Source organism: Microbulbifer mixtoriginis (SeqCode) (assembly GCF_052467235.1).
Genome location: NZ_CP174305.1, coordinates 4,634,603 through 4,660,096, shown reverse-complemented (window position 1 = coordinate 4,660,096; position 25,494 = coordinate 4,634,603). Strand labels below are relative to the sequence as shown.

The 25,494-nt window shown below is 50.4% G+C and carries 18 protein-coding genes; 15 read left to right on the top strand and 3 right to left on the bottom strand.

From position 1 onward, the window contains the following. Nucleotides 1-70 precede the first annotated feature (70 nt). On the bottom strand, nt 71-2,170 hold the full coding sequence (locus ACJJIO_RS20350) for a carboxy terminal-processing peptidase (RefSeq protein ID WP_252085868.1): 2,100 nt from the start codon (nt 2,168-2,170) through the stop codon (nt 71-73). A gap of 829 nt (nt 2,171-2,999) precedes the next feature. Here ACJJIO_RS20350 and ACJJIO_RS20345 point away from each other — a divergent pair. Then, nucleotides 3,000-3,659 (top strand): tRNA-dependent cyclodipeptide synthase, encoded by a 660-nt coding sequence (locus ACJJIO_RS20345; protein ID WP_444909642.1) that lies wholly within the window; start codon nt 3,000-3,002, stop codon nt 3,657-3,659. Nucleotides 3,660-3,832: 173 nt separating this feature from the next. Here ACJJIO_RS20345 and ACJJIO_RS20340 read toward each other — a convergent pair whose 3' ends face one another. Then, nucleotides 3,833-4,375, bottom strand: a complete 543-nt coding sequence (locus ACJJIO_RS20340) for a lipocalin family protein (RefSeq protein WP_444909641.1) — start codon at nt 4,373-4,375, stop codon at nt 3,833-3,835. A 615-nt stretch (nt 4,376-4,990) separates the two neighbouring features. Here ACJJIO_RS20340 and ACJJIO_RS20335 point away from each other — a divergent pair. From ACJJIO_RS20335 to ACJJIO_RS20280, 12 genes are all read left to right on the top strand, one after another. Beyond that, a complete protein-coding gene (locus ACJJIO_RS20335; protein ID WP_444909640.1) occupies nt 4,991-6,247 on the top strand; it encodes an FAD-dependent oxidoreductase in 1,257 nt (418 codons plus the stop codon). Nucleotides 6,248-6,521: 274 nt separating this feature from the next. After that, complete coding sequence (locus ACJJIO_RS20330; protein ID WP_444909639.1) at nt 6,522-7,691, top strand: Gfo/Idh/MocA family protein; 1,170 nt, start codon at nt 6,522-6,524, stop codon at nt 7,689-7,691. Nucleotides 7,692-7,913: 222 nt separating this feature from the next. Next, nucleotides 7,914-8,975 carry a sugar phosphate isomerase/epimerase family protein gene (locus ACJJIO_RS20325; protein WP_444909638.1) on the top strand — a complete coding sequence of 354 codons (1,062 nt, stop codon included), beginning with the start codon at nt 7,914-7,916 and terminating at the stop codon, nt 8,973-8,975. Nucleotides 8,976-9,031: 56 nt separating this feature from the next. Next, complete coding sequence (locus ACJJIO_RS20320) at nt 9,032-10,354, top strand: MFS transporter (protein ID WP_444909637.1); 1,323 nt, start codon at nt 9,032-9,034, stop codon at nt 10,352-10,354. A gap of 56 nt (nt 10,355-10,410) precedes the next feature. Continuing rightward, nucleotides 10,411-11,421 (top strand): LacI family DNA-binding transcriptional regulator, encoded by a 1,011-nt coding sequence (locus tag ACJJIO_RS20315; RefSeq protein WP_444909636.1) that lies wholly within the window; start codon nt 10,411-10,413, stop codon nt 11,419-11,421. Between the two features lie 78 nt (nt 11,422-11,499). After that, the gene (locus ACJJIO_RS20310; protein WP_444886144.1) at nt 11,500-12,213 is read left to right on the top strand and encodes a 3-keto-disaccharide hydrolase; all 714 of its coding nucleotides are present in this window, start codon (nt 11,500-11,502) and stop codon (nt 12,211-12,213) included. Between the two features lie 4 nt (nt 12,214-12,217). After that, complete coding sequence (tatA, locus tag ACJJIO_RS20305; protein ID WP_152453619.1) at nt 12,218-12,436, top strand: twin-arginine translocase TatA/TatE family subunit; 219 nt, start codon at nt 12,218-12,220, stop codon at nt 12,434-12,436. Beyond that, nucleotides 12,433-13,368, top strand: coding sequence for a sugar phosphate isomerase/epimerase family protein (locus ACJJIO_RS20300; protein WP_444909635.1), 936 nt, complete (start codon nt 12,433-12,435; stop codon nt 13,366-13,368). The genes tatA and ACJJIO_RS20300 overlap by 4 nt, the downstream gene beginning before the upstream one ends. Nucleotides 13,369-13,612: 244 nt before the next feature. Further along, nucleotides 13,613-15,409, top strand: coding sequence for a GMC oxidoreductase (locus ACJJIO_RS20295; RefSeq protein WP_444909634.1), 1,797 nt, complete (start codon nt 13,613-13,615; stop codon nt 15,407-15,409). A 1-nt stretch (nt 15,410) separates the two neighbouring features. Continuing rightward, nucleotides 15,411-16,106, top strand: a complete 696-nt coding sequence (locus ACJJIO_RS20290) for a gluconate 2-dehydrogenase subunit 3 family protein (RefSeq protein ID WP_252085880.1) — start codon at nt 15,411-15,413, stop codon at nt 16,104-16,106. 163 nt (nt 16,107-16,269) lie between these two features. Continuing rightward, on the top strand, nt 16,270-19,038 hold the full coding sequence (locus tag ACJJIO_RS20285; protein ID WP_444909633.1) for a TonB-dependent receptor: 2,769 nt from the start codon (nt 16,270-16,272) through the stop codon (nt 19,036-19,038). A gap of 68 nt (nt 19,039-19,106) precedes the next feature. Then, nucleotides 19,107-20,081 carry an isoaspartyl peptidase/L-asparaginase family protein gene (locus tag ACJJIO_RS20280; RefSeq protein ID WP_444909632.1) on the top strand — a complete coding sequence of 325 codons (975 nt, stop codon included), beginning with the start codon at nt 19,107-19,109 and terminating at the stop codon, nt 20,079-20,081. A gap of 76 nt (nt 20,082-20,157) precedes the next feature. Here ACJJIO_RS20280 and ACJJIO_RS20275 read toward each other — a convergent pair whose 3' ends face one another. Then, the gene (locus ACJJIO_RS20275; protein WP_444884944.1) at nt 20,158-20,817 is read right to left on the bottom strand and encodes a TetR family transcriptional regulator; all 660 of its coding nucleotides are present in this window, start codon (nt 20,815-20,817) and stop codon (nt 20,158-20,160) included. 275 nt (nt 20,818-21,092) lie between these two features. On the opposite strand from ACJJIO_RS20275, the gene ACJJIO_RS20270 reads away from it, so the two are divergent. After that, entirely contained in the window at nt 21,093-22,265 is a 1,173-nt protein-coding gene (locus ACJJIO_RS20270) for an efflux RND transporter periplasmic adaptor subunit (protein ID WP_444909631.1), read from the top strand. An 11-nt stretch (nt 22,266-22,276) separates the two neighbouring features. Then, nucleotides 22,277-25,447 (top strand): efflux RND transporter permease subunit, encoded by a 3,171-nt coding sequence (locus ACJJIO_RS20265; protein WP_444909630.1) that lies wholly within the window; start codon nt 22,277-22,279, stop codon nt 25,445-25,447. Nucleotides 25,448-25,494 lie beyond the last annotated feature (47 nt).

Genomic DNA, 25,494 nt, shown 5'->3' with positions numbered 1-25,494 from the left:
CGGGCAAGCCCGACCTAATTGTTTACTGTGCGCATGGGTGTGCCTGGCACACCCAAAGGGCATCACATCTTTAGAAATTGGCGACTTGCGGCGGTGCCTTGCTGGCTTTGTCAGCCAGTCCAATAAAGTCCGCCATTATATAGCCCGCTTCGTTCAAGATTGGATCTTTTTCCAATTTGATTTCCACAGGGCCACCAATAGTTGCCACTTCTTCAGACTCACTCTCTTCATAAGCCTCGAAATCCTTGTAGGGTTCAAGCCCTTTTGCTTCGCGACGGCGGTTCTCCATGGAGAGCAGGCGCTGGTTCACGTTTTCACGTTCTTGCTCTCGCATTACCTCATTAAGGGAGAGATGCTTTCTGTCGGCGCGTTCGCTCTCAAACTTGAATTGATCGCGCAGGAATATGAAGTCCGGATCTGATGCTGTGCGCTTATTGTGCTTAGTGAGCAGATTAGGAATCAGAGTCTTCAGATTAAAGTACTTGGCGTGTGGTACGGCGTGGATACGGTCCCAGGGCAGGGCGGTATCGTAAGCGCTTTCACCAACACTCTCCGCATCAATAAGTTGCGGCATGGGGATATCGGGTTTCACGCCCGCGTGCTGGGTGCTATCACCAGATACGCGGTAGAACTTGGACTGGGTAATTTTTAACTGGCCTTCTTTCAGGGGCGCCATAGTTTGCACGGTGCCTTTACCAAAAGATTGATTGCCAACAACCAAGCCGCGGTTGTAGTCCTGGATGGCGCCGGCGAAGATCTCGGAAGCTGATGCCGAGAGGCGGTTAATCAATACCATCAGCGGGCCGCGATACATTGCGCGAGAGCGGGAGCGGTTGTGCCGTGAAATCTGCTCATTAGCGTGGCGGATTTGGACTACTGGACCCTGATCGATAAACAGGTCGGTCAACATGGTGGCTTCCTGTAGGGAGCCGCCGCCATTGTTGCGTAGATCCAGAATGATACCGTCTACCTTTTCCTCTTTCAGTTCGCTGAGCAATCTAGCCACATCGCGGGTAGTACTCTTGTAATTGGGGTCGCGGCGACGGTAGGCGTCAAAGTCTATATAGAAGGTCGGCAAGTTGATTACACCGATCTTGTAGCTCTTCTTACCATCTGAAAATTCGAATACGGCCTTCTTGGCAGCCTGATCTTCTAGCTTCACTTTACTGCGCTTGATCAGGATGGTCTTGTGCGTGCCGTCGCCGCCGGTGGGAATAGTTTCCAGGCGCACGAAGGTGCCGGCCTTACCGCGGATTAGATCCACCACGTCATCCAGCCGCCAGCCGACGACATCGACCATTTCACCATCTTTATCCTGGCCGACCCCTACAATCTTGTCGTTAGGCTTGATCTTACCGGTGCGGTCAGCAGGACCACCCGCTACCAATCGGGCAACCTTGGTGTATTCCTCATCCCCTTGCAGCACGGCACCGATGCCCTCCAGAGACAACGACATGCTCATGTTGAAGTTTTCCAGGGAGCGTGGGGACAGATAGTTGCTGTGGGGATCATAGAGGCGAGTCAATGAGTTCATATAGAGCTCGAATACGTCATTGCTGTTTTGCTGCTCAAGGCGCTTCTTTTGACCTTTATAGCGGCGTTCCAGCAAATCGCGAATATCCTCATCCTCTTTACCTGTGAGCCTCAGGTTTAAGACGCTGCTCTTCAGGCGCTTACGCCAAAGATCATCGGCATCACTGATGGAGGTAGGCCACTGACTCTCCTCACGGTCGAGTTCGAGGGATTCATCGCGATCGAAATCGAAAGCGGGCAAGCCTTTTTCGAGCTGGGATAGGATATTGTCCAACCGATCGCCCATACGCAGGCGGAAACGGTTATAAATCTCAAAGCCTGCTTTGACATCGCCAGCGCGTAACTGGTCATCCAGCTTGGTTTGCCACTCGCGGAACTCATTGATGTCTGAGGCGAGGAAGTAGCTTTTGGTGGGATCTAGAGCATCAATGTACTCGTCCCAAAGGTCTTCCGACATTTCGTCTCCGACCTTGATTTTGTTGTAGTGCAGCATTTCTAGCTTGCCGACAATCTCCCTGGCAGTACTGCCCTGGTCCTTTTCAGGTGCCAGAGGCTCGGTCTCTGCCAGAGCGGTTGTGGAAAGCAGGCCAATGACCAAGAAGCCGGAAAATAGAGCGGCGATCCGATTGGTAAGCATAGGGAGTCTCTTTATACGTCCTACTTCATAGGCGACCAGCCTTTATGGCTTAGCGACCTATAGCTTAGGACAAGTATAAAGGCTGAAAGCTCCGAAGGGCATGAAATACCTCCAATCAGAGATGGATCTTTTCCACATTAGGCACATTTAGCAAAATAGAGTTTCCTACTATCCATTATTTAGGGCATTTGGTCTCAAATGGAGGCGGTTGGCACGGCTCGGTTTTGATGATTTTTACGCCGGAAGAGCATCTTTGACCAGGTAGTCGAGTATAGAGTGATTGAGTGCCGGGAAAATGGATACCGCTAAAAAGAAAAGGAATTGAGTTGATACGCCCGCTGTTTTAAGAGCCCCTAAACAGTTCCGGGATGTCTCTAGCGTTCTGAGTGGTTCGGGTGAAAGTGCGGCTTCGCAAGGATATCTAGCCCTCAGAATGAAATCGCAACACAGAGTGAACTGCTCTAAGTGAACTGCTCTAAAAGACTTACCGGAAGGGCCCCTAAGGCCGAATTTTCTTTTACGGCGAGCGGTGCCAAGCAGCGGCAATCCTCAAGTCCCGCAGAGTCATTCTGAATTAGTTCAGAGGCCTTTTAAATGCATACTGCTTCAACGTGGCTTAACGGTCACGCCCGAGGGCTCAATTAATGGGATTGGTTACCGATTATTTATATCTAAGACATATGTATTGATATTGAAGGTAAGCATCTAGGCGAGAGTTAATTGCGGTTCAGGTCAACCTTTTCTGCTTAATACTGCTCATTATTCCCGGTAAAAATGTTGCACTGAATCGATCTACTGGCTCCCTAGTGCTGTTCCATGGAGTTGTAGGATGAAGGTTGAATTTGCAACGTCGCGTTCACAAGAAATCTATGAGATGGCTGACCTAGCGGTAATAGGTATAAGTCCTTTCAACAGCTACTTTTCCGAGGGGCAGATTGCTCGGCTTGCAAAGTGGGCGCAAAGTCACTTTAAGCGAGTCATGTTTTTTATTCCCGATAATGCTGCTGAATATACACAGATCGCACTTGGCTATGAGGAAGAGAAGGCGAGAAAAAGAGCTCGACGACAGTGCCACTATCTGCATAACAAGGTCTATCGCGCTTCGGGCTCGTGTGCTATAGACAGTGAATTGGTTGACTCCGAGTGGTTGAAACAGTCTGAGCTCTATTCTCGCTGGCTCTATCAGTTTGAGCAGGAGTTTCACTTGAATGATGGTTTCCGCGAGGGTTGCTTGGAGGCTAGTAGATGGGTGCTGGAGCACCATCTTGCAGAAGAAGAAGTTACTGTCGAGATGGTTTCAATAGCAGTGAGATATCTTTTGGCGGAGTTGCCGGTGATTTTGCATTCTGCAGATATCGTGGGTACAGATTCCTCATGTTTCTGCTATCACAGCTGTCCCAGATATTTAGATGACCTTTTTCACGAGAGTGGCCAAGAGGCTGCGGGAGAGAGAAATGGTTATGTGATTGTGAGAAATGACGGTGAGTAATAGAAGACGCTATGGCCTGCAAATGTGGTGTGAAAGGACACAGTTAATCTAGAAAGTACATTAATAAATAGGCATAACTCATTGATATATATGTATTTGTAAAAACTTAATGTAAATTCTAACTTTCAGGGGGCGAGTGAAGCAAAAGCTCCGCTCGCCTTTGGTTCATTGGGTTAATTTGGTAGCTGCTTGGTCATTATGATGTGGTCGATATTGTAACCGTGCTTAGTGACAGCCAATTCAAGCAGCTCATCTACAATGGCCTCATCCAGTTGTGGAGTTCGACTTAGAAGATAAAGGCTGCTGCGATCGGGGTCGCCCACGAGGGACCATTGATATGCTGGGTCTAGCTCTAGAACCCAGTAGTTACCATTGGTTTTCCCATCGAAGAATGAAACCGCAAGTTTGCTATTCGTATCATCTAGAGGGGTAGCGGTACCTTGCACGCTGATGGGAAAACCGTACTTTGGGTGTAGGATTCGGCAAAAGTTGAAAACACTGAGTGTGCCATCATCGTTGAGACCGTAGTCTGCCGTGACTGCTGTACAGGCAGGCTGGAAGATCTGTGGCAGTCGGGCTATTTCATACCACTTGCCAATGTACTGATAAACGTCCACGTAGGGGACCGTCTCAAGCTCAGATTCATTATCAGCCCAAGAGAGGTGCCCTCCAAAAGCCAATAGAAGAACCCCCAAACCTTTTACCAAACCCTTCATATTCACATTTCCTTGTCATTGGATTGAATTACTTTCCACCGTACCAATTGTGCGATGGCCAACTCTTTACGGGAGGTAAGCTGGAACGGATTAATCAATTGTCCGTTTGGAGCAAAGCTTCACAATAACTTCAAGAATGGCCAGCACTGCCCGCTGAATTTAGGCCAATCGATTGACAAAAAAGGCAATCTTGACTAACTGCCTATTCATTAGCGGAGTAGCAAGGGAGCAACAGTGAGCAAAACGCCATCACTATCGGCCGTAGTTACATTGACATGGGCGGTTAGCTGGAGAGCAATTCTTATCAACCTTCCGATTTACATGCCGTTTTCCGTTCTACATAAACTGGGCTATGAGTTTCCAATCTGGTTTTGGTACCTTCTTTGTATCGTGGGTGGGTTTTTGTCTTATGTTCTTGCATTTTGGTGGCTCTTCTCGCGAGGTTACGGCGCCCCAAATCTCCGGAAATTGAAAATAGTTGAATAAAAAAACAGCAACAAGCAAGTAGCAAACGAGATAGATTGAGGTTGTTTTTCCGGCATCGTCGCAAATTCATTGCGGCAACTAGGGCTGACAACTACTCCAATCATGCCAAACCATTAAGCAGGCCATCCTATGTCACAGGAAATTCCCGTTGATGTACTGATCCTAGGAGGTGGTATTCAGGGGGTAACCCTGATGAGAGAGCTGATACCAGAGTACTCGGTGGTACTGGTCGACGATGAGTTCGGTGACGCCGAGTCTCTACATTTCCACGGTTATTTCTCTTCCGGCTGGAATGCGGCTAACCCCCAAGCTGCTGAAATTTACCGATGTACCGCGCAGCGCTGGCACAAAGAACTTGCGACTAGCGGCGTGAACAGTCGAATAACAGATTTCCATGCAGCGCTGACTCCGGACTTTCTAAACACTGTTGAAGATAACTGGGCCAGAGCGGCTATTCCCTTTGAGGAAGTTGAGTTGCCTGAGATCTTTGATCCGGATAATTTGCCATCAAATCGCAGGTTCAGATTTCCTGATGATCTTATTTTTGATGGAGCTGCAGCCTATCGCAGTGTCAGCGAACCCTTGAGGAAGCAAATCTATCGTGGGAGGTTGGCCTCGTTTCAGCTTGGGGGGGCAGGGATTGAGCAAGTAACTCTGGATATGGATGGTCGCTCGTGTGTGTTAAAACCAGAACTGGTGATTTCTGCTTGTGGTGCGGGGAATGCTGAAGTAATTCGGCACTTGGGTGTGGCAGAGGAGCAGATACAAAATGCCCAGTTAGTAAGGCCTCTTCATATGCTCTTGGCTCGCGGCTCCAATATCCCGCCAGTTTCAGCTTTGTTGATCGACTTGGTAGTGATGTACCACCCGCTGGAGGGTGGGGAAGGGCTCTGGATTCTTACGCTTAACCCAGAAGTTCCCAGGTTCAAGGCGGGTGTTGTCGATATGTGTATCCCGCCAGAAATAGAGAATGATCTACTTTGTGCATCTTTTGAGCGCCTTTCCAGCGCGATGGTGGCTTTTGAGGCTTGGGCGCAGGGCTGCCAGTGGTCGGTATATGCAGGCTGGAAAACAGATGCACCGGGACCAGATGGTGATCTATTAGTGCACTTGGATTATCCCACTCCATACCAACTGGATGATTATGGCGTGAAAAATTTTCTCGCGGTATGGCCAAACCATTGGGGATTGGCTGCTAATGTCGCCGATGATGCTGGAAACTGGGTGCGTACCAAGCTCAAAAGCTGTCATCCCCAGCCGGGCGCCGATAGTGGATTGCCTCCAGACTCGGGGGTTGGCCATCCCATAGAAAATAAGTGGCAGAGCGACAAACTCAATTGGCTGTGCTGGGAAGATTTCGCTCGAAAAGTAGGTTATCACCGTTAACTTTAACCTCTTCGGGTTAATCAATTTGATTGGTTTCTGTTCGGTGTGGATATAAATACATCGCTCTAAGGAGCAAAATAAACGTCATGCAATGAAACTGTTGCTTGCAACGGTGAGTTTTTTCTGTATCTTAAAAACAAATGTAACCGGTTACATTTTGCTGCAAGGGTCCGTGAAAGAAGAAGTGGACCAATAGCGAGGCAAGATACTTGGCCGGATAGAGACTCAAAATAATAAGAACCTGGTTGCCAGAGGCAGCTATACGGGAAGTGGTATGGGAAAAAAAATAAGAATGGGCATGGTCGGTGGTGGAGAGGGTGCCTTTATTGGTGCTATCCATCGTATGGCAGCTTCCCTCGACGGTGAGATAGAGCTAGTGGCGGGATGTTTTAGCAGTAATCCTGAGCGTGGCCGTAGCAGTGGAGAGAAGTTGGGCCTCAACCCAGAGCGCGTTTACCAGAGTTATGAGCAGATGTTCCTGGAGGAATCCCAGCTTCCTGTTGATGAGCGCATAGAGTTTGTCTCTGTGGTAACTCCCAATGATTTACATCTACCAGTTTCTATAGCCGCACTGCGAGCGGGGTTTCATGTTCTTTCTGATAAGCCAGCCGCTTCCACACTTGAGGAAACCCTTGCGCTCAAAAACGAGGTCGTGCGGAGCGGCCATCTCTATGGTTTGACTCATACCTATGCGGCTTATCCACTTGCGACACAGGCCAGGGCAATCTTAGCCAGGGGAGAGCTAGGGCAAGTCCGCCGAGTGACTGTTGCCTATCCACAAGGCTGGCTGGCATTGGCTGGCGACTCCAGCGGAAGTAAACAAGCCAGTTGGCGGACAGATCCCACACGCTCGGGGGAAAGTGGCTGTTTTGCTGACATTGGTACCCATGCTCACCACTTGGTCGAATTCTTTACCGGTCAGCGTATCTCTGAGGTCTGTGCGGACTTGCAATCAGTAGTCGACCAAAGGGCTCTGGATGATGATGGTGCGGCGCTATTTAAATTAGATCAGGGTGCGCGCGGCACCCTGACAGCCAGCCAAGTCTGTGGTGGGGAAGGGAATAACCTGAATATCAGCGTTTATTGCGAACATGGCTCGCTGTTCTGGGAGCAGGAATCTCCCAATCAATTGCAGTTAAAACGCAGGGGGCAGCCAGTGGCCCTTTTGAAGGCTGGTGCAGACTGTGAATACCTGGATGACGAGGTCCGAGCTCTTTGTCGAACCCCGCAGGGGCATCCTGAAGGTTATATAGAGGCCTTTGCGAATATTTACCGCGACTTTGCTGCCCAGGTTCGATGCCGCCGGCAAGAACAACCCATTAAAGAAAGTTCTGTCGTGGGGGATATTGATGCGGGAGTCCGTGCTATGGCATTTGTGCGCGGTGCATTGGAAAGTAGTCGTGCGAGTTCTTCTTGGGTGGCGCTGTCGCCATATTGGGAATAAGCAGCTAAATCGTATTGATTCATTTTCAAATAATTTAGGAACCTCTGGCAGGGTGGAAGTCCGGCAGTTAGTACGGCACAGGGAGGTGTCGATGTCGGCCCAGTGCCAGTCCGCTTTTGGAAAGACAGCATTGTGCTTTTCAAAAGAAGCAAGCTGATCACCCAGGACGGATTGATTGGTTGCAGAGGTAAATAAGTACAGCAGTAAAAAGGATAAGAATAAATGAAGGCACCCAGAATTCAGGGGCCCGGGATATTTCTCGCCCAGTTCCTTCCTCCGAGCGACCAACCGGCTTCACTGGAGTCTATGGCCTGCTGGGCATCGGATCTGGGTTATAAAGGCATTCAGGTTCCCACTTGGGACAAGCGCATCTTTGATCTGGAATTAGCCAGCAGTAGCCGGGCTTACTGTGACGATGTTTTGGGAATCTGTGAGAAGGCGGGAGTTGAAATCTCAGAACTGTCCACGCATTTGCAGGGCCAGCTGGTTGCAGCGCATCCAGCATATAAAGAGATGCTGGATATTTTTTCCCCAGAGGAAGTGCGAGGCAACTTGCCAGCCCGCGCTGAGTGGGCGAGCAATCAACTGATGTTGGCTGCTCGTGCCAGTGCCAATCTAAAGCTTAAGTCGCACGCTACATTTTCTGGCGCACTACTTTGGCATACTTTTTATCCCTGGCCCCAACGCCCCGCAATGTTAGTGGAAGAGGGCTTTCGCGAACTGGGCCGGCTGTGGCGCCCTATATTGGATGCGTTTGACAGTGCTGGAGTTGATGTCTGTTATGAGCTTCACCCTGGTGAAGATCTGCACGACGGGTTGACCTTTGAACGTTTTCTCTACGAAGTGGAGGACCACCCAAGGGCGAATATCCTCTATGACCCCAGCCACCTGCTTTTGCAGCAGATGGACTACCTGGCTTTTATCGATATCTATCACGAGCGAATCAAGGCGTTTCACGTGAAAGATGCTGAGTTCCATCCGAGTGGTAGGGCCGGAGTTTATGGCGGTTATGCCCCTTGGATTGATAGACCTGGCCGCTTCCGTTCCCTGGGCGATGGTCAAGTGGACTTCCGTGGGATTTTCAGCCGCTTGACCCAATACGGTTACGACCGCTGGGCGGTACTCGAATGGGAGTGTTGCATTAAGGATCAACAACAGGGGGCCAGTGAGGGTGCACCATTTATTCGGGATCACCTGATTACCGTGGCAGGCAAGGCTTTTGATGATTTTGCTGGTGCAGAAACAGATCGCGCGCGAAATCGTCGGATTTTAGGATTGGATTAAATTTTTCCAAACCAAGTGAATAACCAATAACAATAAATCATGCGGAGACTGGATAGATGAGTACACAGACAAAATCCCTGCATAAGAATGTCTTTCTTGTGGGGAACCTCTCGATTTTTATGATTGGCCTCGGATTTGCTGTGAGGGCTTCAATCGCCGGTGATCTCCAAAGCGACATTTACGATCATATTGATCTTGCCAACTCTACCGCCATGCTTGGTGAAGCCCTGGGTTTCACTTTCACAGGTTTTGCTCTCACCTTGTTATTTGGAAGCGCACTTGTGGACTTGGTCGGTATCAAGCGAATGCTGATGCTCTCATCTATAGGCTATGTATTGGGCAGTTTGCTTATTATTGCTGCCTCTTTTGTGGCTCCTGGGGAGGGGGTAGAGAATCTGGTACTAGCCGGCCTATTACTGACAGGCTTGGGCTGGGGTGCCGTGGAGGCAGCCAGTAATCCTATGGTTGCTGCAGTCGACCCAGAAAATAAAACGCAACGTTTAAACGTACTACATGCCTGGTGGCCTGCAGGCATTGTGGTTGGAGGATTACTGGGGTTGTCAATCTCTGCCCTCGAGCTTCCCTGGCAGTTGAACCTTGTCGTGTTGGCACTGCCAGCTGTTGTTATGGCTTGGCTTGTGGCTAAAACAGATTTCCCAGTTACTGAACGGGTTTCTTCAGGTATCAGTTATGGCGAAATGTTTAAAGAGGTATTCAAGCAGCCGATGTTTATCCTGCTGTGGGTGTGCATGTGGCTGACCGCCGCAACCGAGTTGGCCCCTGGGCAGTGGGTAGACCTGACCCTGTCACGCGTTGTTGGCATGAAGGGTATTCTTATTCTTGTTTATGTCAGCATGTTGATGTTTGTGATGCGCCACTTTGCCGGACGGCTGGCAAAGAAACTGTCCTCTATCGGACTTCTATGGTTAAGCAGTCTCCTTGCCGCAATTGGGCTCTATTGCCTGGGTATGGCTAGGACGCCAGTAACTGCATTTTTGGCGGCGACTGTCTGGGGCATTGGTGTTTGTTATATGTGGCCCACTATGCTGGCCACAGTCTCCGAGCGTTTTGTGCGCGGTGGGGCATTGTTTCTGGGATTGCTGGGTTTTGCCGGTGGTATGTCTATCCAATTTGTTCTGCCAAAGCTTGGCGCTATTTTTGACAATGCCAAGATTGAGGCAGCGGGGGGCTTGGAAGCCTTTGAAAAGCTGAGTGGGGATGAGTTGGATGCGGTATTAGCCACCGCTTCTGTTGAGTCATTCCAGTCATTGGCAGTAGTTCCACTTATCCTGCTCCCCATTTTTGCCTTTATTTGGCTTTGGGATCGAAGGCAAGCAGCCAGCAAATCAGAAGCAGCCGTTTCAGTGGGGAATCCGTAGATGGTATCCATCTGTGCGAAAATAACCCGCTTCTAACAGGTAATTAGCAGGAAATTATGTCAAACATTCGCGAAGTTGCACGCCGCTCCGGCGTATCGGTCGCGACCGTATCCCGAGCATTGAAAGATCCGCAGATGGTCTCTCCGCGAACCAGAGAGCGGGTGCTAAAGGCTGTAGAGGAGGCGGGCTACCGGCCGAACCTCCTTGCGCGGAACTTCAGTTCGGGAAAGTCATACGCAGTGATGGTTTTGGTTCCCAATATAGCTAATCCATTTTTTTCCCGGGTCATTCGCGGGATTGAGAAAGCGGCACAGGATCAAGGCTATTCGGTGCTGCTGGGGGACACAAAAGGGGATTCCAGCAATGAGCAATTTTATGCAGGTATGGCGCTAACCAATCAAGCGGATGGTGTTATCCAGCTTGGTAGTCGTTATCCGTTTGCAGAGAAGGACGCAAACCTGGCTGCATCTGTTCCTTTGGTGAATGCCTGTGAGCGCATAGTAGAAGATGATCGTTATCCGGTGGTGGAGTTGGATAACCATGGTGCGGCCCAGGAAGTTGCGCGGCACTTGATGAAGATGGGACACCGTCGCATCGGGGTTATTACCGGGCCCTCGCAGAGCCCTATAGTGCGAGATAGGCTGTCCGGATTTTCCGAGGCGCTAAAAAAACGTGGGTTAGAACTTGATCCTGAAATGGTTGTTCATGGGGAATTCACCATGACCTCTGGGCAGAAAGGCGCAGAGACTTTGCTATCGACCCCTCATCGGCCGACGGCCATTTTTTGTATGAACGATGAGATGGCAATTGGTGCTGTGCACCAAGTGAAGAGAATGGGCCTCAGGGTGCCGGAAGATGTGTCTGTTACAGGGTTCGATAACATTGAATTCTCACAATTCACAGATCCGCCTTTAACTACGATCAACCAGCCCGCAGAGGAGTTAGGCCGTTACGCAATGGAAACGCTGCGATTGATCATCGATGGCAAGCCATTGAAATCCAGCCGGACTATTTTGCCATTTGAGCTGGTGGAACGGGAGAGCACAGGTCCTTGTTCGTACAAGTGAGAGCCGCAGATTCCCATGGACTGTTGCCCTAGAAAGAGCGGCATTGATTAGATAACAGCGTTAGGTGTGGAGATAATAATGATGAAAAACCTTACTAAAGCCAGATCCAAACTATCCGTAGCGATCGCAGCAGCAGTGATGCTGGGTGCTGCAGGTTGCGAGCGGGTGCCCGTGTCGAGTACCCAACAAGTGGACGGAGAGTGGCGTTACCTGTTTGATGGAGAAACGTTACAGGGCTGGACTGGCACAAATGGCTCGCAAATTGGAGAGGCCTGGCAAGTTGTTAATGGCAATCTGGTCTTAACTGCCGGAGGTGCTGGGGATCTGGTAACAGCTGAACAATTTGAGGATTTTGAATTGCAGCTGGAGTGGAAAATTTCTGAGGGCGGCAACAGTGGCATTATTTATCGTGTCGCTGATGGAGATGCGCCAGTTTGGATGAGTGGCATGGAATACCAGGTGTTGGACAATGCTGCGTTTCCCAATCTCGAAAAGCCAAGCCACAGCGCCGGCTCAGTGTTTGATATGTATGCGCCCAGTGAAGAGAGTGTCAAACCTGCGGGGCAGTTTAACCAAACTCGTATACGCGTAGAGAACGGAAAGGTCGAACATTGGTTGAACGGCAATAAGATTGTTAGCTACGAGCTTTGGTCAGAGGATTGGGGCAAGCGTTTGGCGGGCAGCAAGTTTTCGAATTATCCAGATTTCGCACGCTCTGAAAGCGGCTATATCGCTTTGCAGGATCATGGTGACAAAGTCTGGTATCGCAATATAAAAATCCGGGAGCTATAAGCTCATGGGTATTTCAGGAATCAGTCTCTGGCAAATCCTGATAGTACTGGTGCTTGCAGTTTTACTGTTTGGCAGCGGCAAGATTCGTCGTATGGGAGAAGACCTGGGGGGAGCAATCAGTGGCTTTCGCCGCTCTTTAAAGGATAACGGAGAAGAAGGCTTCTCTGCTGAATCTCCCTCAAAATCTGCTGCTGAGGTTTCCCAAATAGGAGGGCGGCAATGACTATCAATAGAAGGCAGTTTTTGGCAAATAGTGCAAGGCTGGCAGCTTTGGGGCTTGCTGCCCCCCTTATTGGGTTTAGTCGTCTTAGCCACAGCGCGGCAAGTGAACGCTTTTTTAAAATCTCTTTAGCCCAGTGGTCCCTGCATCGGCAACTGCGAAGTGGAGCTCTTAAGGTTCTGGACTTTCCAGTAAAAACACGCAAAGTCTTTGGCATTGAAGCGGTTGAGTATGTCAATCAGTTCTTTAAGGATCAGGCAAAGGACTTGAAGTTTCTCGCTGCAATGAAGGCTAGAGCAGAAGACCATAATGTTCGCAGTCTGTTGATTATGGTTGATGGCGAAGGCGACCTAGGCGACCCCGATAAAGGCAAGAGAAAGCAGGCCATAGAGAACCATTACAAATGGGTCGAAGCGGCTAAGTACCTCAATTGTCACTCTGTGCGTGTCAATGCCGCAGGGCAGGGGAGTCGCGAAGAAGTCGGTAAGGCTGCTGTTGAGGGACTGCGCGCGCTTTCGGAATTCGCCCAGGATTTCAATATTAACGTGATTGTTGAGAATCATGGTGGCTATTCATCGAACGGGGAGTGGTTGTCACAGGTCCTTCAGCGTGTAGATATGTCCAACTGTGGCAGCTTGCCGGATTTTGGAAACTTCGGAGATTACGATCGCTATTTGGGGGTTCAGCAACTGATGCCGTTCGCCCAGGGTGTTAGTGCCAAAAGCTTTGAGTTCGATTCAGCGGGAATTGAAATCAATACGGATTTTGCTCGGATGTTACGGATAATTCGCGATGCGGGTTATCGAGGCTATATCGGCATTGAGTTTGAAGGGCCGGGAGATGAGGACCATGGAATCCTGGCAACTAAGCAGCTGCTTGAGCAGCTTGGCAGGAAGGTGGAGCTGCCCGCGCAACTAAATGAAAAAAATCGATAAAATTTAGTTTTGCATGTAACCGGTTACATATTTTTAATTTCTCCAGACGTAAAAATATGTACTTTAATGTCTGTTTTCTTTAAGAAATCAGACTCCAACGCTAAAAATTTTAAATCTAGACTTTATAAGCGCCGAAAAAAGCAGAAAAATTTTCCAAAAATGTAACCGGTTACAGGAAAATATTTCCAGCTGGTAGAATTTATCCGGTCAGAAGAAAAATAAATGATCATGTAGGAGAGATGTTATGGCGAGTGAAGATATCGAGAATAAAGAGTACGACGCCTTAATAGTCGGCTCTGGTGCTGGGGGCGGCATGGCTGCCTATGTGCTGGCCACAGCCGGTTTAAAGGTACTGCTGCTTGAAGCGGGGCGATCCTACGACCCGGTCAAAGAAACCCCTATGTTTAACTTGCCCAAAGACGCGCCCCTGCGCGGTGGTAGTACGCCAGAAAAACCGTTCGGTTTTTACGATGCGACAGTGGATGGTGGCTGGCAGGTACCCGGCGAGCCCTATTCCCAGGGATCTCAAGAGAAAGGTCGACGTTTTGACTGGTGGCGAGCGCGTATGCTGGGTGGCCGCACGAACCATTGGGGGCGTATTTCCCTGCGTATGGGTGAATACGACTTTAAGCCCTACTCAAGGGATGGGCTCGGCTTTGACTGGCCCATCAGCTACCAAGACCTGGCACCCTACTACGATAAAACCGAGATGCTTATTGGTGTCTACGGCACCAATGAGGGATTGGAAAATACTCCGGACTCTTCCGACGGCGTATTATTGCCGCCCCCTAACCCCCGTGCTTATGAACTGCTAGCGAAAAAAGCTTGTGATAAGCTGGGTATCCCCGTGATCCCCTCACACTTGGCGATTCTCAGTGAGCGCCTCGACCATGAAAATATTCCGCAGAAACTGTTCCCCGATAACAAGCTTGCCCAGGATGTAACTCGCGAATCGATGAAATCCCGCGCAGCCTGTTTTTGGGCCACACCCTGTGGTCGCGGTTGTTCCATCAAGGCAAATTTCCAGTCCACCACAGTACTACTGCCTCCTGCGTTGGCTACAGGCAATCTAGACATCATCACTGACGCGATGGTGCGCGAAGTTACCGTTGATAAGAAAGGCAAAGCCAACGGGGTTGTTTACATTGATAAAGATACCCGCCAGGAAAAGTTTGCCAGTGCCCGCGCCGTTGTCGTCGCGGCCAGTGCCGCCGAGACATCGCGCATTCTTCTCAATTCAAAAAGTACCTTATTCCCAGACGGTATCGCCAACGGCAGTGGTGTTGTAGGTAAATACCTGATGGATACTGTGGGTGCCGGAGTCGGTGGCCAAATTCCAGCCCTGGAAAATATGCCCGCCCATAACGAAGACGGCGCGTCGGCAATGCATATGTATATGCCCTGGTGGTTATATAAAGAGCAGTTGCGCGGAGACCTGAATTTTGCGCGCGGTTATCACATTGAATTCGGTGGTGGCCGCAGTATGCCTGGAGCAGGTGCCTTCGGTGGTATGGGTGACTTTACCGAAGGTGCCTATGGTAAAGATTTGAAAAAGGCCTGCCGACGCTATTACGGCTCCTTTGTTTGGTTCGATGGTCGTGGGGAAATGATCCCTAATGATGATAGTTACTGTGAAATTGACAAGAATCAAGTTGACCAGTGGGGTATCCCGGTTCTGAAATTCCACTGGAAGTGGAGCGACCAGGAGCTCAATCAGGCTGCCCACATGCACAAAACCTTTGCCGAAATTATCGAGGGTATGGGCGGCAATGTGACCACAACGGTACAGACCGATGGTGCCAAGGCCATTATCAACGGTGGTGCGATTATTCATGAAGTTGGCACCGCGCGAATGGGTTCCAACCCGAAAGACTCTGTGCTCAACCCTTACTGCCAGTCTTGGGAGGTTCCGAACCTCTTTTTAACCGACGGCGCTCCCTTTGTTTCCAATGCCGATAAAAACCCAACCCTGACCATTATGGCGCTGGCTTGGCGTACCTGTGACTACATCGTGGAACAGTTTAAAAAGAGGAACATTTGATATGAGCAAGGATAAAACAAACCTGAGCCGCCGTAATGCCCTGCGTTTGATTGCTACTACTGCGGCTGCGGTCCCGGTAATCGGTTGTTCTGAGAAAGCAGCACCAAAAGTTGAGTTGAAGGAAGATAAAGCAGCTACAAAACCAGCGGTTAAGAATCTTGACGCACCTAAACAAACTTTAGCCAGGGGTACACCAACAGATCCTGATCTGCTTAACCCCGTCGTACCATGGGAAATGCAATTAGATGCGCGTGAGTTGGCGGTACTCGCAGCGCTTTGCGATGTGATTATACCTGCAGATGAAATTTCACCGAGCGCTTCTTCAGTAGGTGCACACCATTACATCAATGAATATGTCAGCGCACCTTATTCCAACAATAAGGCGGACCTTGTCACTATTCGCGGAGGGGTGGTCTGGCTAGATGGAGAGTCCAGGCGCAGGTACCAAGGCCCATTTGTTGAGCTGAATGAATCTCAAAAAAATGCAATCTGCGAGGACATCAAATGGACTCGTAACGCGAAGCCAGAATTCCAAGCCGGTGCACGTTTCTTTGCCAAGGTAAGAGTTCTTGTATCTACCGCATTCTACACCACCGAGGAAGGCATGGCGGATATTGGCTACGTAGGTAATAGGCCTATGGCCAGCTTCCCTGGCGCACCGCCTGAAGTATTAAAACGACTCGGCTTAGAAAGCTGATAACCGTGTAAGGCAACCCCCTGGGAAAGGGGTTGCCTATAAAAGTAAGCCAGGGATGGATAGATCTGGAACCGGGCTTATTCCGAAAACTTGGTATGAGGGTATGCCGAGTTTAGAGGGTGCACGGAAGGCTCAAAAATTATAATAAAAGTGATGCTTAGCTATGAAAGAGAAAACCCAAAAAGAAAACCGCAGGGCGGAGTTACTTCGCACATCCGCCAGTGCACTGGTGTTATGCAGTGTCGTCGGCATGGCACAGGCGCAAAATACAGAGGAAGCCCAAAAAGAAAACTTGGCTCTTGAAGAAGTAGAGGTATTGGGCATTCGACAGAGCATGGAGAAAAACCTCGATGTAAAGCGTTTTTCCAATGCGGTGGTGGACTCAATTACCGCTGAAGATATTGGCAAGTTCCCAGATAAAAACGTAGCCGATGCCTTACAGAGGGTGCCAGGAGTCTCTATCGTACGTAGTGGTGGTGAAGGTGCGGAAGTGAGTATCCGCGGTACCGCTCCGGAGCTTACCTTTACCCAGCTGAACGGTAACTATATTGCTACTCCGGGCGATGAGCCGTCACGCTCGCTAGATTATTCCTTGTTGCCCGCAACAATGATTGCCCGTACAGATGTTTATAAGAGCCCTGAGGCAAAGCTGGATGAAGGCGGAATCGGTGGTACTGTCATTTTGCATACCCGCAAACCTCTGGACCTGGACGCGGGAGAGGGCATGCTATCGGTTGAAACAACCTACGCGGATGTCACTGAGAAGTATGAGCCACAATACACGGGTTTTTACTCATGGAAAAATGATCAGGAAACCTTTGGTGTATTAGTTGGTTATTCCAAGCAAGACCGTCAAAATCGTGTGATTAGCACCACCACAGAAAACTGGGGATGGCAAGGTGACGTTAAGCCCCATGAAGGGGTAGAAGAAAGGGGGCCCATGGTAGATATCGACGGTAATGAGTACCGGGATTTCTATGCCCCCAGAGCCGTAGTGGGTAGCGTTTTTGAAGAGGAGCGTACCCGCGAGGGAATTCAGCTCAGTGCTCAGTGGCGTCCGGTTGAACAACTTGAGCTAGGTGTCAATTATTTTCGCTTTGAGCAGGGTGGCAACTCAGAGAATTACCGTATTGTATTTCCAGAGTGGAACTATGGTGATGCAGTTGCACCCGGTAGCCTTAAATTTGACGAGGATGGCGATACCTTACTCGGTATTGGCATGTTGGACAGAGGCCAGGCCGAATTGCAGTCTCCTCAAGTCGCTGGTGACTACACGCGAGCTGAATATGTGTCAGATACCTTGGATTTTAATGCTATTTACCAAGGAGATGGATATAGCGTGCGATTGGTTGTGGGCAGCACCAGTGCGGAAGGCGGACCTTCCGAGAAATTGTTTGCCTCAGTAAACTCTCGCTATGGCACTGTGACTGACTGGAGCTGGGACCTAAGCAGTGGTACTGCAGAGATTGATACCAGTGCCGATCTGGGAGACCCCAATACTTACCCCTTATACGATTGGTTTTCTTCGCACTGGACCAGTAGTGAAGATGATGAAAACTACTACCAGCTAGATGTGTCTATCGATATGGATTACGGTTGGCTGACTTCCCTTGATGTAGGGCTTAAATACCGCGACCACGAAATTAACCGACGCATTACTAAACAAGCTTGGGATGATGATAACCCGCCGTGTCCGACTATTAACTGGCCGAATGAAGACGGTAAAGATGGTCTTTGTTATCCCTGGTGGCCGGACGATTCTTTCCACACCGACCCTAATGGCGTTCCGGATACGATTGATATCCTTTCCAGTGGCCCACTCGATAATATTATTGGTGGTGTAAAAGTGCCCAACTTTGCCCACCTGGAGTTTGAGAAGCTAAAAGAGTTTCTCTATGAGACTTATGGTGATCCTACAGTAACCGTAGAACGGGACCAGGACTATCGCATCGGTGAGGAAGTTACTGCGGCCTATGTACAGCAAAATTTTGCTTCTGCCACTTTGCGCGGTAATTTTGGTGTTCGCGCGGTGCAGACCAAGCAATATGCCCGAACCTATGACAATATTGACGGGGTTTTGCAAGATGAGCCCAATATTCGCGATAGCAGTAACACCGATTTTCTGCCAAGCGCCAATATCGCTTGGGATATTAACGATGATTTAGTAATGCGTGCAGCCCTCGCAAGGGTTGTTGCCCGAGTTAATTATGATGACCTCGGTGGCTCTGAATCAATACACGCCCCACTGCCAGGAGCGACCGTAAGAGATGGATTTGCGGGGAACTCCGAATTGGAACCCTACAAAGCGGATCAGTTTGATTTGGGTCTGGAATGGTACTTCGACGATGCTTCCGCAATGGGAGTAACCCTGTTCAGGAAGGATATTGCATCATTCGTCATTAACGGCAGTTCCCTGGTAACCAGGGAAATAGATGGTGACATTTGGAATGTAAATATGTCGATGCCTGTTAATGGCACCGATGCCACCGCTCAGGGTGCCGAGCTGTTTGTGCAATATGCCTTTGATAACGGTTTTGGAGTTTTTGCCAACTATACCTATACGGACACAGAACTGGCCAATCTTGACCTCGAAAGCGGTGAAACAATCAAAACAGAAATTGCGGGTACCTCTAAAGATCAATACAACCTATCGGTGTACTACGAGAATGACCTTTTCAGTGTGAGAGCCTCTTACAACTATCGCAGCGCCTATGCGGATGGCTATAGCAACGGCGTGAATACGTTTACTGATGAGTATGATCAGCTTGATGTAAATGCTTCTTATAGTTTGATGGAAAACCTTACTCTCACTGCCTCCATTATTAATCTCACCGAAGAGAAGGTGGATAGATATTGGGGTGAAGAAAACAGAGTCTTGGGTTCCTCCTACTCAGGTCGCCGCGCCTATATGGGGCTGACTTACAGCTTCTGATCCCGTCATAACTTCGGCGCACAGATACAGTAATGTCTCTGTGCGCTTTCCATTTGAGACAAATCATTGTGATCAGCAAAAGAAAATTCCTGAAATATTCCTTCCTGGGCACTGCTGGCGCCATGGCAACACCTTCAGCGGCAGCTATGGCAAGGCGTTATACGAAGAAGGGAAAAAAGCCCATAGTCATATCAACCTGGAACCATGGGGGCCCAGCCAATGAGGCAGCTTGGCAGGTTCTCAGCGAAGGTGGCAGGGCTTTGGATGCCGTAGAGGCAGGTGCTCGGGTGCCGGAAGCTGATCCGCAGGTAACCAGTGTTGGCTATGGCGGTTTTCCCGATCGCGATGGTGTAGTGACCCTTGATGCCTGCATTATGGATGACAAGCAAAATTGTGGTTCAGTGGCTTTTTTACAGGGTATCAAGCATCCCATCTCGGTTGCGCGAAAGGTGATGGAGGAAACTCCACATGTAATTTTGGTCGGCGAGGGCGCACAACGTTTTGCAGTTGAACAGGGGTTTGACATTGAGAACCTGTTAACTCCAAAAGCTGAAGCCGCCTGGCGTGAGTGGAAGCGCGAGTCCCGTTACCAGCCGGTAATCAATATAGAAAACCACGATACTATCGGCATCTTAGCCGTGGACCAGGACGGCAACCTCTCAGGTGCCTGCACCACCAGTGGCGCGGCTTTCAAGATGCATGGGCGGGTAGGGGACTCACCGATTATCGGCGCCGGACTCTATGTCGACAATGAAGTGGGTGCGGCTACTGCAACGGGTATGGGCGAGCTAATGATCAAGACTGTCGGTTGCCATCAAGTAGTGGAGCTGATGCGTCATGGCTACACACCGGAGGAAGCCTGTCGTGAGGCGGTGGAGCGTATTGCGCGCAAGCTGGGGGACTATAAGAAGTTTCAGGTGGGTTTCCTGGCTTTAGATAAAGCCGGTAATTACGGTGCTCACTGTATTCACCCAGGCTTTAATTATGCAGTAAGAGATGCGAGCGGTGCACAATTAGTAGATTCGAAAAGTAAACTCGGCTGATTGTCTTCTAGGGGCAAGCAACAGTTAGTTGACTTGCCCCAATAGGAAGAAAATTCGAATTTGCTCAATACACTGCTCAGTGCAAAGTTCGTGCTTGCTGCCTGTTTAGACGCAGTTCTGGGGAGAAGCGAATCATATCTAGGAGAGCATCAAAATAATGTTCGCCTAAGTCGCCAAGGTCTACAAAGCGAGGAGAAAGAAGCCAGTCTTCCAGAACACCAAAAAGGCCTCCGTGAAGCATTTGTTGGGCCAGTTTCAAATCCAAGTCAGCAGGTAATTGACCGACTGATAGTGCAATCTCCAACAATTCTCCCATTCGCTCCAGCCGCTCTGTGCGGCCTTGCTTAATACGGTGAGTGGACTCGCATACTTCACTGATTGGGTCACATGGCAGGAAGATAATCTCCAGTAAGCGCTGCCATTCATCATTACAGGCAATCTCATCGAATAGCCATATCCAGCGGGTACGCAGGGTGCCTAGAGGGTCTCTCTTCAACTCATCACCGGCCGCCGCGCAGAGGTCTTCACCGGGCAGGCGCATGCGCTCGGTTAGAGCGTTGAGTAGGCCAACTCTGTCGCGGAAATGGCTATGCAGGGAATCACGAGTGACTCCGGCAAGCTCTGCGACTGCCGTTAGGGAGGCGTGGGTGACGCCAGATTCGTGAAAAACACGAATCGCGGCGTCTAAGATACGCTCTCGGGTGTTAAGTATTTGTTCTTCTCTATATTTAGCCATGGGCAATGCAGCTTCTTCATTATCGTAATCGCCTCATTTGACCGCATATTCACGGCTGTTCGCCGCATGAAAACAAATGAGACTTTAGTGCAAACCCTTGAAAACACTGGGTAAAAGTGCATGTTAGTCGATATTCATGCGCTGATGAATAGTTGATCGGATTTCATCACTACACATAAAATGCGTGGCCACTGGAGTTTGACCTTCCTGTCACCATCTCTTTTTCTCCCGAACTGACCGCAGTATCCAGGCCGTCAGCCCTGATCGAGGTAACCATGCTCAATAAAAAAGCGTTTATCAGTCTTTTGATCACTAGTGCATTGCTTGCCGCTTGTGATGAAAGAACCGCTGCGCCACCGATGCCCGCGCCACAGGTGACTGTGGTTACGCTGGAATCCGAGCCGGTTACGCTTACCAGAGAGCTGCCTGGTCGCACTTCACCTTTCAAGGTGGCGGAAGTTCGTCCACAGGTAAATGGCATCATAAAACAGCAATTGTTCCGTGAAGGTGGGCGTGTCGATGCAAATCAGCCACTTTATCAGCTGGATGACGCCATTTACCAAGCGGATGTGGATAGTGCGCGCGCTAAATTACAGGGTGCAAATGCGGCAATGAATATCGCCCGCCTTAAGGCCGAGCGCACCGCAGGCCTTGTTAAGAGTGGCGCTGTCAGCAAGCAGGAGAATGATGTCGCGGAGGCAGACTTACAGGAAGCCCGCGCCACTGTTGCAGCTGCCAGGGCGGAGTTACACCGAGCCGAGATCCAGCTGGACTACGCTCAGATTACCTCGCCGATTACTGGCCGTATTGGTAAATCCAGTGTCACTCAGGGTGCCTTGGTAGCGGCCAATCAGGCCGCAACTTTGGCCACTGTACAACAATTGGACCCCATCTATGTGGATGTTACCCAGTCCGCAGCAGAGCTGGTCAGCCTGCGTCGGGCTCTTCAGGCGGGTACATTGGCAGATGCCACAAATCTGCCAGTCAAGATTTTGCTGGAAGATGGCAGTGAGTTTGAACATCAAGGCAAGCTCGAGTTTGCCGAAGCCAGTGTCGATCCCTCTACCGGAAGTGTGTTGCTGCGAGTCGTTGTCCCCAATCCAGACAATATGCTGCTGCCAGGCATGTACGTGCGCGCGATAGTGGGTAGCGGAGTACGGGAAAAAGCCATTCTGGTGCCTCAACAAGGTATTGCAAGGGACCCAAAAGGCAATACTTCGGCAATGGTGGTCAATGAAGAGAATATTGTTGCCCAACGCTCTGTTCGGGTCAGTCGCACAGTTGGTAACCGTTGGTTGGTAGAAGAGGGACTGGAGCCCGGTGACCGTGTCGTAGTGGCTGGATTACAGAAAATTCGCCCCGGCGCGCCGGTGCAGCCTAGTGAACGTGAGGATAAACAGGCACCAGCAGCTGGTGACGGCAACGCTGCTACTGAGCAGGGTTCCTGAGGGTAGGGGTTATGGCAAGCTTTTTTATCAACCGGCCCATCTTTGCCTGGGTTCTGGCAATTATCACCATGCTGGCAGGTGCATTGTCTATCAGCAAGTTGGCGGTGGAGCGCTATCCGAATATCGCACCGCCCTCTATTAATATTGAGGCCAGTTACCCTGGCGCCTCCGCCAAAGTGGTAGAAGATTCGGTGACGCAGATTCTGGAGCGGAATATGAAAGGTCTCGATGGCCTTCTCTATATGTCTGCTGTCAGTCAATCCAACGGTGGTGTGTCTGTCTCCCTTACGTTTGAGAATGGTACCGACCCGGATACCGCACAGGTGCAAGTCCAAAATAAGGTACAGCTGGCAATGCCGCTGCTGCCCCAAGAGGTGCAGTTACAAGGGGTCAATGTCAGTAAGTCCCGTGGTGGCTTCTTGATGGTTGCAGGTTTTGTCTCCGAAGACGGCAGTATGAACCGCAACGACATTGCTGATTACATCAACTCAGCGATTGTGGACCCGGTTAGCCGGGTGCCAGGTGTTGGTAATGTGCAGGTATTCGGCTCCAAATATGCAATGCGTATCTGGCTCGATCCCAATAAACTGACGACCTACGATTTAACGCCGAATGATGTAGCCGCAGCGGTACGGGCCCAAAATGCCCAGGTCACAGTGGGCAGCCTTGGTGGCGCACCGGCGGTGCCAGGGCAGCAACTCAATGCCTCTATTACCTCCCAGGAGCGCCTGCAAACCCCGCAACAGTTCCGGGAAATCGTGGTACGAGCCAATGATGATGGCTCCATACTACGGCTTGGCGATGTCGCCCGCGTTGAGTTGGGGGCAGAGAATTATGAATTTATCTCCCGCTACAATCGTCAGCCGGCTACCGGTATCGCCATTAACCTGGCCACCGGTGCCAACGCACTGGAAACGGCCGAAGGCGTGAAAGCGAAGCTTAAAGAGCTGGAGCCTTTCTTCCCTCGGGGGCTTACTTCGGTCGTACCATTTGATACCACGCCCTTTGTCGAGGTCTCCATTAAGGGTGTGATCAGCACATTGATTGAAGCAATTGTGCTGGTCTTCCTGGTGATGTATCTGTTCCTGCAGAATTTCCGTGCAACCCTGATCCCTACAATCGCAGTACCGGTGGTGCTGTTGGGTACCTTTGCCGTACTCGCAGCACTGGGCTTCTCGGTCAATATGCTCACCATGTTCGCTATGGTATTGGCCATCGGCCTGCTAGTGGATGACGCTATTGTGGTGGTGGAAAACGTAGAACGGGTGATGCGCGAAGAGGGCTTATCGCCAAAGGAAGCCACTAAAAAATCCATGCATCAGATTACCCCGGCATTGATCGGAATTGGTGTCGTGCTGTCGGCGGTGTTTGTGCCAATGGCATTTATGGATGGCGCCACTGGCGTAATCTACCGGCAGTTCTCAGCAACTATTGTTGCTGCCATGGCCTTGTCCGTATTAGTGGCGATTATCCTGACCCCCGCACTATGTGCCACCTTGCTGAAACCACTTTCAAAAGGGGAAAGCCACGGCGAGAAAGGCTTCTTCGGTTGGTTCAATCGCAACTTTGAGCGCGGTAGTCAGCGCTACCAGGGCGGAGTGCAGGGCATCCTAAAACGTAGCGGCCGCTTTATGCTGTTGTTTGTGGCCCTTTCCGCTGTGATGGCCTTTTTATTCCTGCGTTTGCCCAGCTCCTTCCTGCCGGATGAAGACCAGGGCGTGCTCTTCTCTATGGTGCAGGCACCCGTGGGTGCGACCCAGGAGCGCACCATGGAATCCATCCGCAAAGTGGAAGATCAATTCCTGGATAATGAGCAGGGCACTGTGAAGTCCGTATTTTCGGTGCAGGGCTTTAGCTTTGCCGGTAGTGGCCAGAATACCGGTATCGCCTTTGTGAATATGGAAGACTGGTCTGAGCGGGAAGAAGAGTCGCAAAGTACTGGAGCAGTAGCCATGCGTGCTATGGGCGCGCTGATGCAAATTAAAGATGCCATGGCTTTTGCCTTTGCGCCGCCGCCTCTACCAGAGTTGGGTTCTTCTGGTGGCTTTAACTTTTACTTAAAAGATAACGGCAACCTGGGACACGAAGCGCTGACCGCTGCCCGCAACCAATTCTTGGGAATGGCCGGGCAGAGTAAATTACTCTCTAACGTACGCCCCAATGGCCAGGAGGACACGCCGCAGTTTCGGGTGAAAATCGACAACGCCAAAGCTGCGGCCCTCGGCTTGTCTATTGCCGATATTAACAGCGCGCTGAGTACCGCTTGGGGTGGCTCCTATATCGATGATTTTATCGATCGCGGCCGGGTGAAGCGGGTTTATATGCAGGCGGATGCGCCATATCGCATGGTGCCGGAAGACTTCCAGCTTTGGTCTGTGCGCAATGATAAAGGCGATATGGTACCTCTATCTTCCTTTGCCAGTTTTTCTTGGGAGTACGGATCTCCTCGCCTGGAGCGCTACAACGGTGTGCCCTCCATGCAGATCAATGGCCAGGCAGCAGCGGGGGTCAGTTCTGGTGAGGCCATGGCAGAAGTGGAGAGCTTGGTAGCGCAATTGCCGGCGGGGGTTGGCATTGAATGGAGCGGTCTTTCCTATCAGGAGCGCGCCGCCGGTGCACAAACACCACTGCTCTATACCCTGTCATTACTGATTGTATTCTTGTGTCTCGCGGCTCTCTATGAGAGTTGGACAGTACCTACTGCCGTATTGTTGATGGCACCGCTCGGTATTCTCGGTGCCGTGCTTGCCAACAGTTTGCGCGGCATGGAGAGGGATATCTACTTCCAGGTGGCTATGCTGACCACTGTCGGCTTGACCAGTAAGAACGCCATTCTGATTGTCGAGTTTGCCAAGCAAAACTTAGAGAATGGTATGGAGCTTGTGCAGGCGACCATGCGCGCAGTCCGTGATCGGCTGCGCCCAATTTTGATGACCTCTTTGGCTTTTGGCTTGGGGGTTCTTCCTCTGGCGATAGCCACTGGTGCAGGTTCCGGCGCACAACGGGCAATTGGAACCGGGGTACTGGGGGGAATGGTTGTGGGCACTCTGCTGGGAATCTTCTTTATACCGCTGTTCTTTGTAGTGGTGCAGAGACTGTTTGGGCGTAAAGCTAGCAGTACTGATACTGGGCAGGATCAAGTTCTTGCCAGTAAAAAGACAGAAGCTGCGGAAGCTTTGTAAGTCTCAAGCCAGAGAAAAGCCAGGCCGCATTTCCCGGCCTGGCTTTT

Excerpts from the sequence above, each read along its gene's own strand:
- ACJJIO_RS20350 (WP_252085868.1), bottom strand. The coding sequence starts at position 2,170 with ATGCTTACCAATCGGATCGCCGCTCTATTTTCCGGCTTCTTGGTCATT.
- ACJJIO_RS20310 (WP_444886144.1), top strand. The coding sequence starts at position 11,500 with ATGATGAAAAACCTTACTAAAGCCAGATCCAAACTATCCGTAGCGATC.
- ACJJIO_RS20345 (WP_444909642.1), top strand. The coding sequence starts at position 3,000 with ATGAAGGTTGAATTTGCAACGTCGCGTTCACAAGAAATCTATGAGATG.
- ACJJIO_RS20315 (WP_444909636.1), top strand. The coding sequence starts at position 10,411 with ATGTCAAACATTCGCGAAGTTGCACGCCGCTCCGGCGTATCGGTCGCG.
- ACJJIO_RS20275 (WP_444884944.1), bottom strand. The coding sequence starts at position 20,817 with ATGGCTAAATATAGAGAAGAACAAATACTTAACACCCGAGAGCGTATC.
- tatA (WP_152453619.1), top strand. The coding sequence starts at position 12,218 with ATGGGTATTTCAGGAATCAGTCTCTGGCAAATCCTGATAGTACTGGTG.
- ACJJIO_RS20295 (WP_444909634.1), top strand. The coding sequence starts at position 13,613 with ATGGCGAGTGAAGATATCGAGAATAAAGAGTACGACGCCTTAATAGTC.
- ACJJIO_RS20330 (WP_444909639.1), top strand. The coding sequence starts at position 6,522 with ATGGGAAAAAAAATAAGAATGGGCATGGTCGGTGGTGGAGAGGGTGCC.
- ACJJIO_RS20335 (WP_444909640.1), top strand. The coding sequence starts at position 4,991 with ATGTCACAGGAAATTCCCGTTGATGTACTGATCCTAGGAGGTGGTATT.
- ACJJIO_RS20320 (WP_444909637.1), top strand. The coding sequence starts at position 9,032 with ATGAGTACACAGACAAAATCCCTGCATAAGAATGTCTTTCTTGTGGGG.
- ACJJIO_RS20325 (WP_444909638.1), top strand. The coding sequence starts at position 7,914 with ATGAAGGCACCCAGAATTCAGGGGCCCGGGATATTTCTCGCCCAGTTC.
- ACJJIO_RS20270 (WP_444909631.1), top strand. The coding sequence starts at position 21,093 with ATGCTCAATAAAAAAGCGTTTATCAGTCTTTTGATCACTAGTGCATTG.
- ACJJIO_RS20300 (WP_444909635.1), top strand. The coding sequence starts at position 12,433 with ATGACTATCAATAGAAGGCAGTTTTTGGCAAATAGTGCAAGGCTGGCA.
- ACJJIO_RS20340 (WP_444909641.1), bottom strand. The coding sequence starts at position 4,375 with ATGAAGGGTTTGGTAAAAGGTTTGGGGGTTCTTCTATTGGCTTTTGGA.
- ACJJIO_RS20265 (WP_444909630.1), top strand. The coding sequence starts at position 22,277 with ATGGCAAGCTTTTTTATCAACCGGCCCATCTTTGCCTGGGTTCTGGCA.
- ACJJIO_RS20290 (WP_252085880.1), top strand. The coding sequence starts at position 15,411 with ATGAGCAAGGATAAAACAAACCTGAGCCGCCGTAATGCCCTGCGTTTG.
- ACJJIO_RS20285 (WP_444909633.1), top strand. The coding sequence starts at position 16,270 with ATGAAAGAGAAAACCCAAAAAGAAAACCGCAGGGCGGAGTTACTTCGC.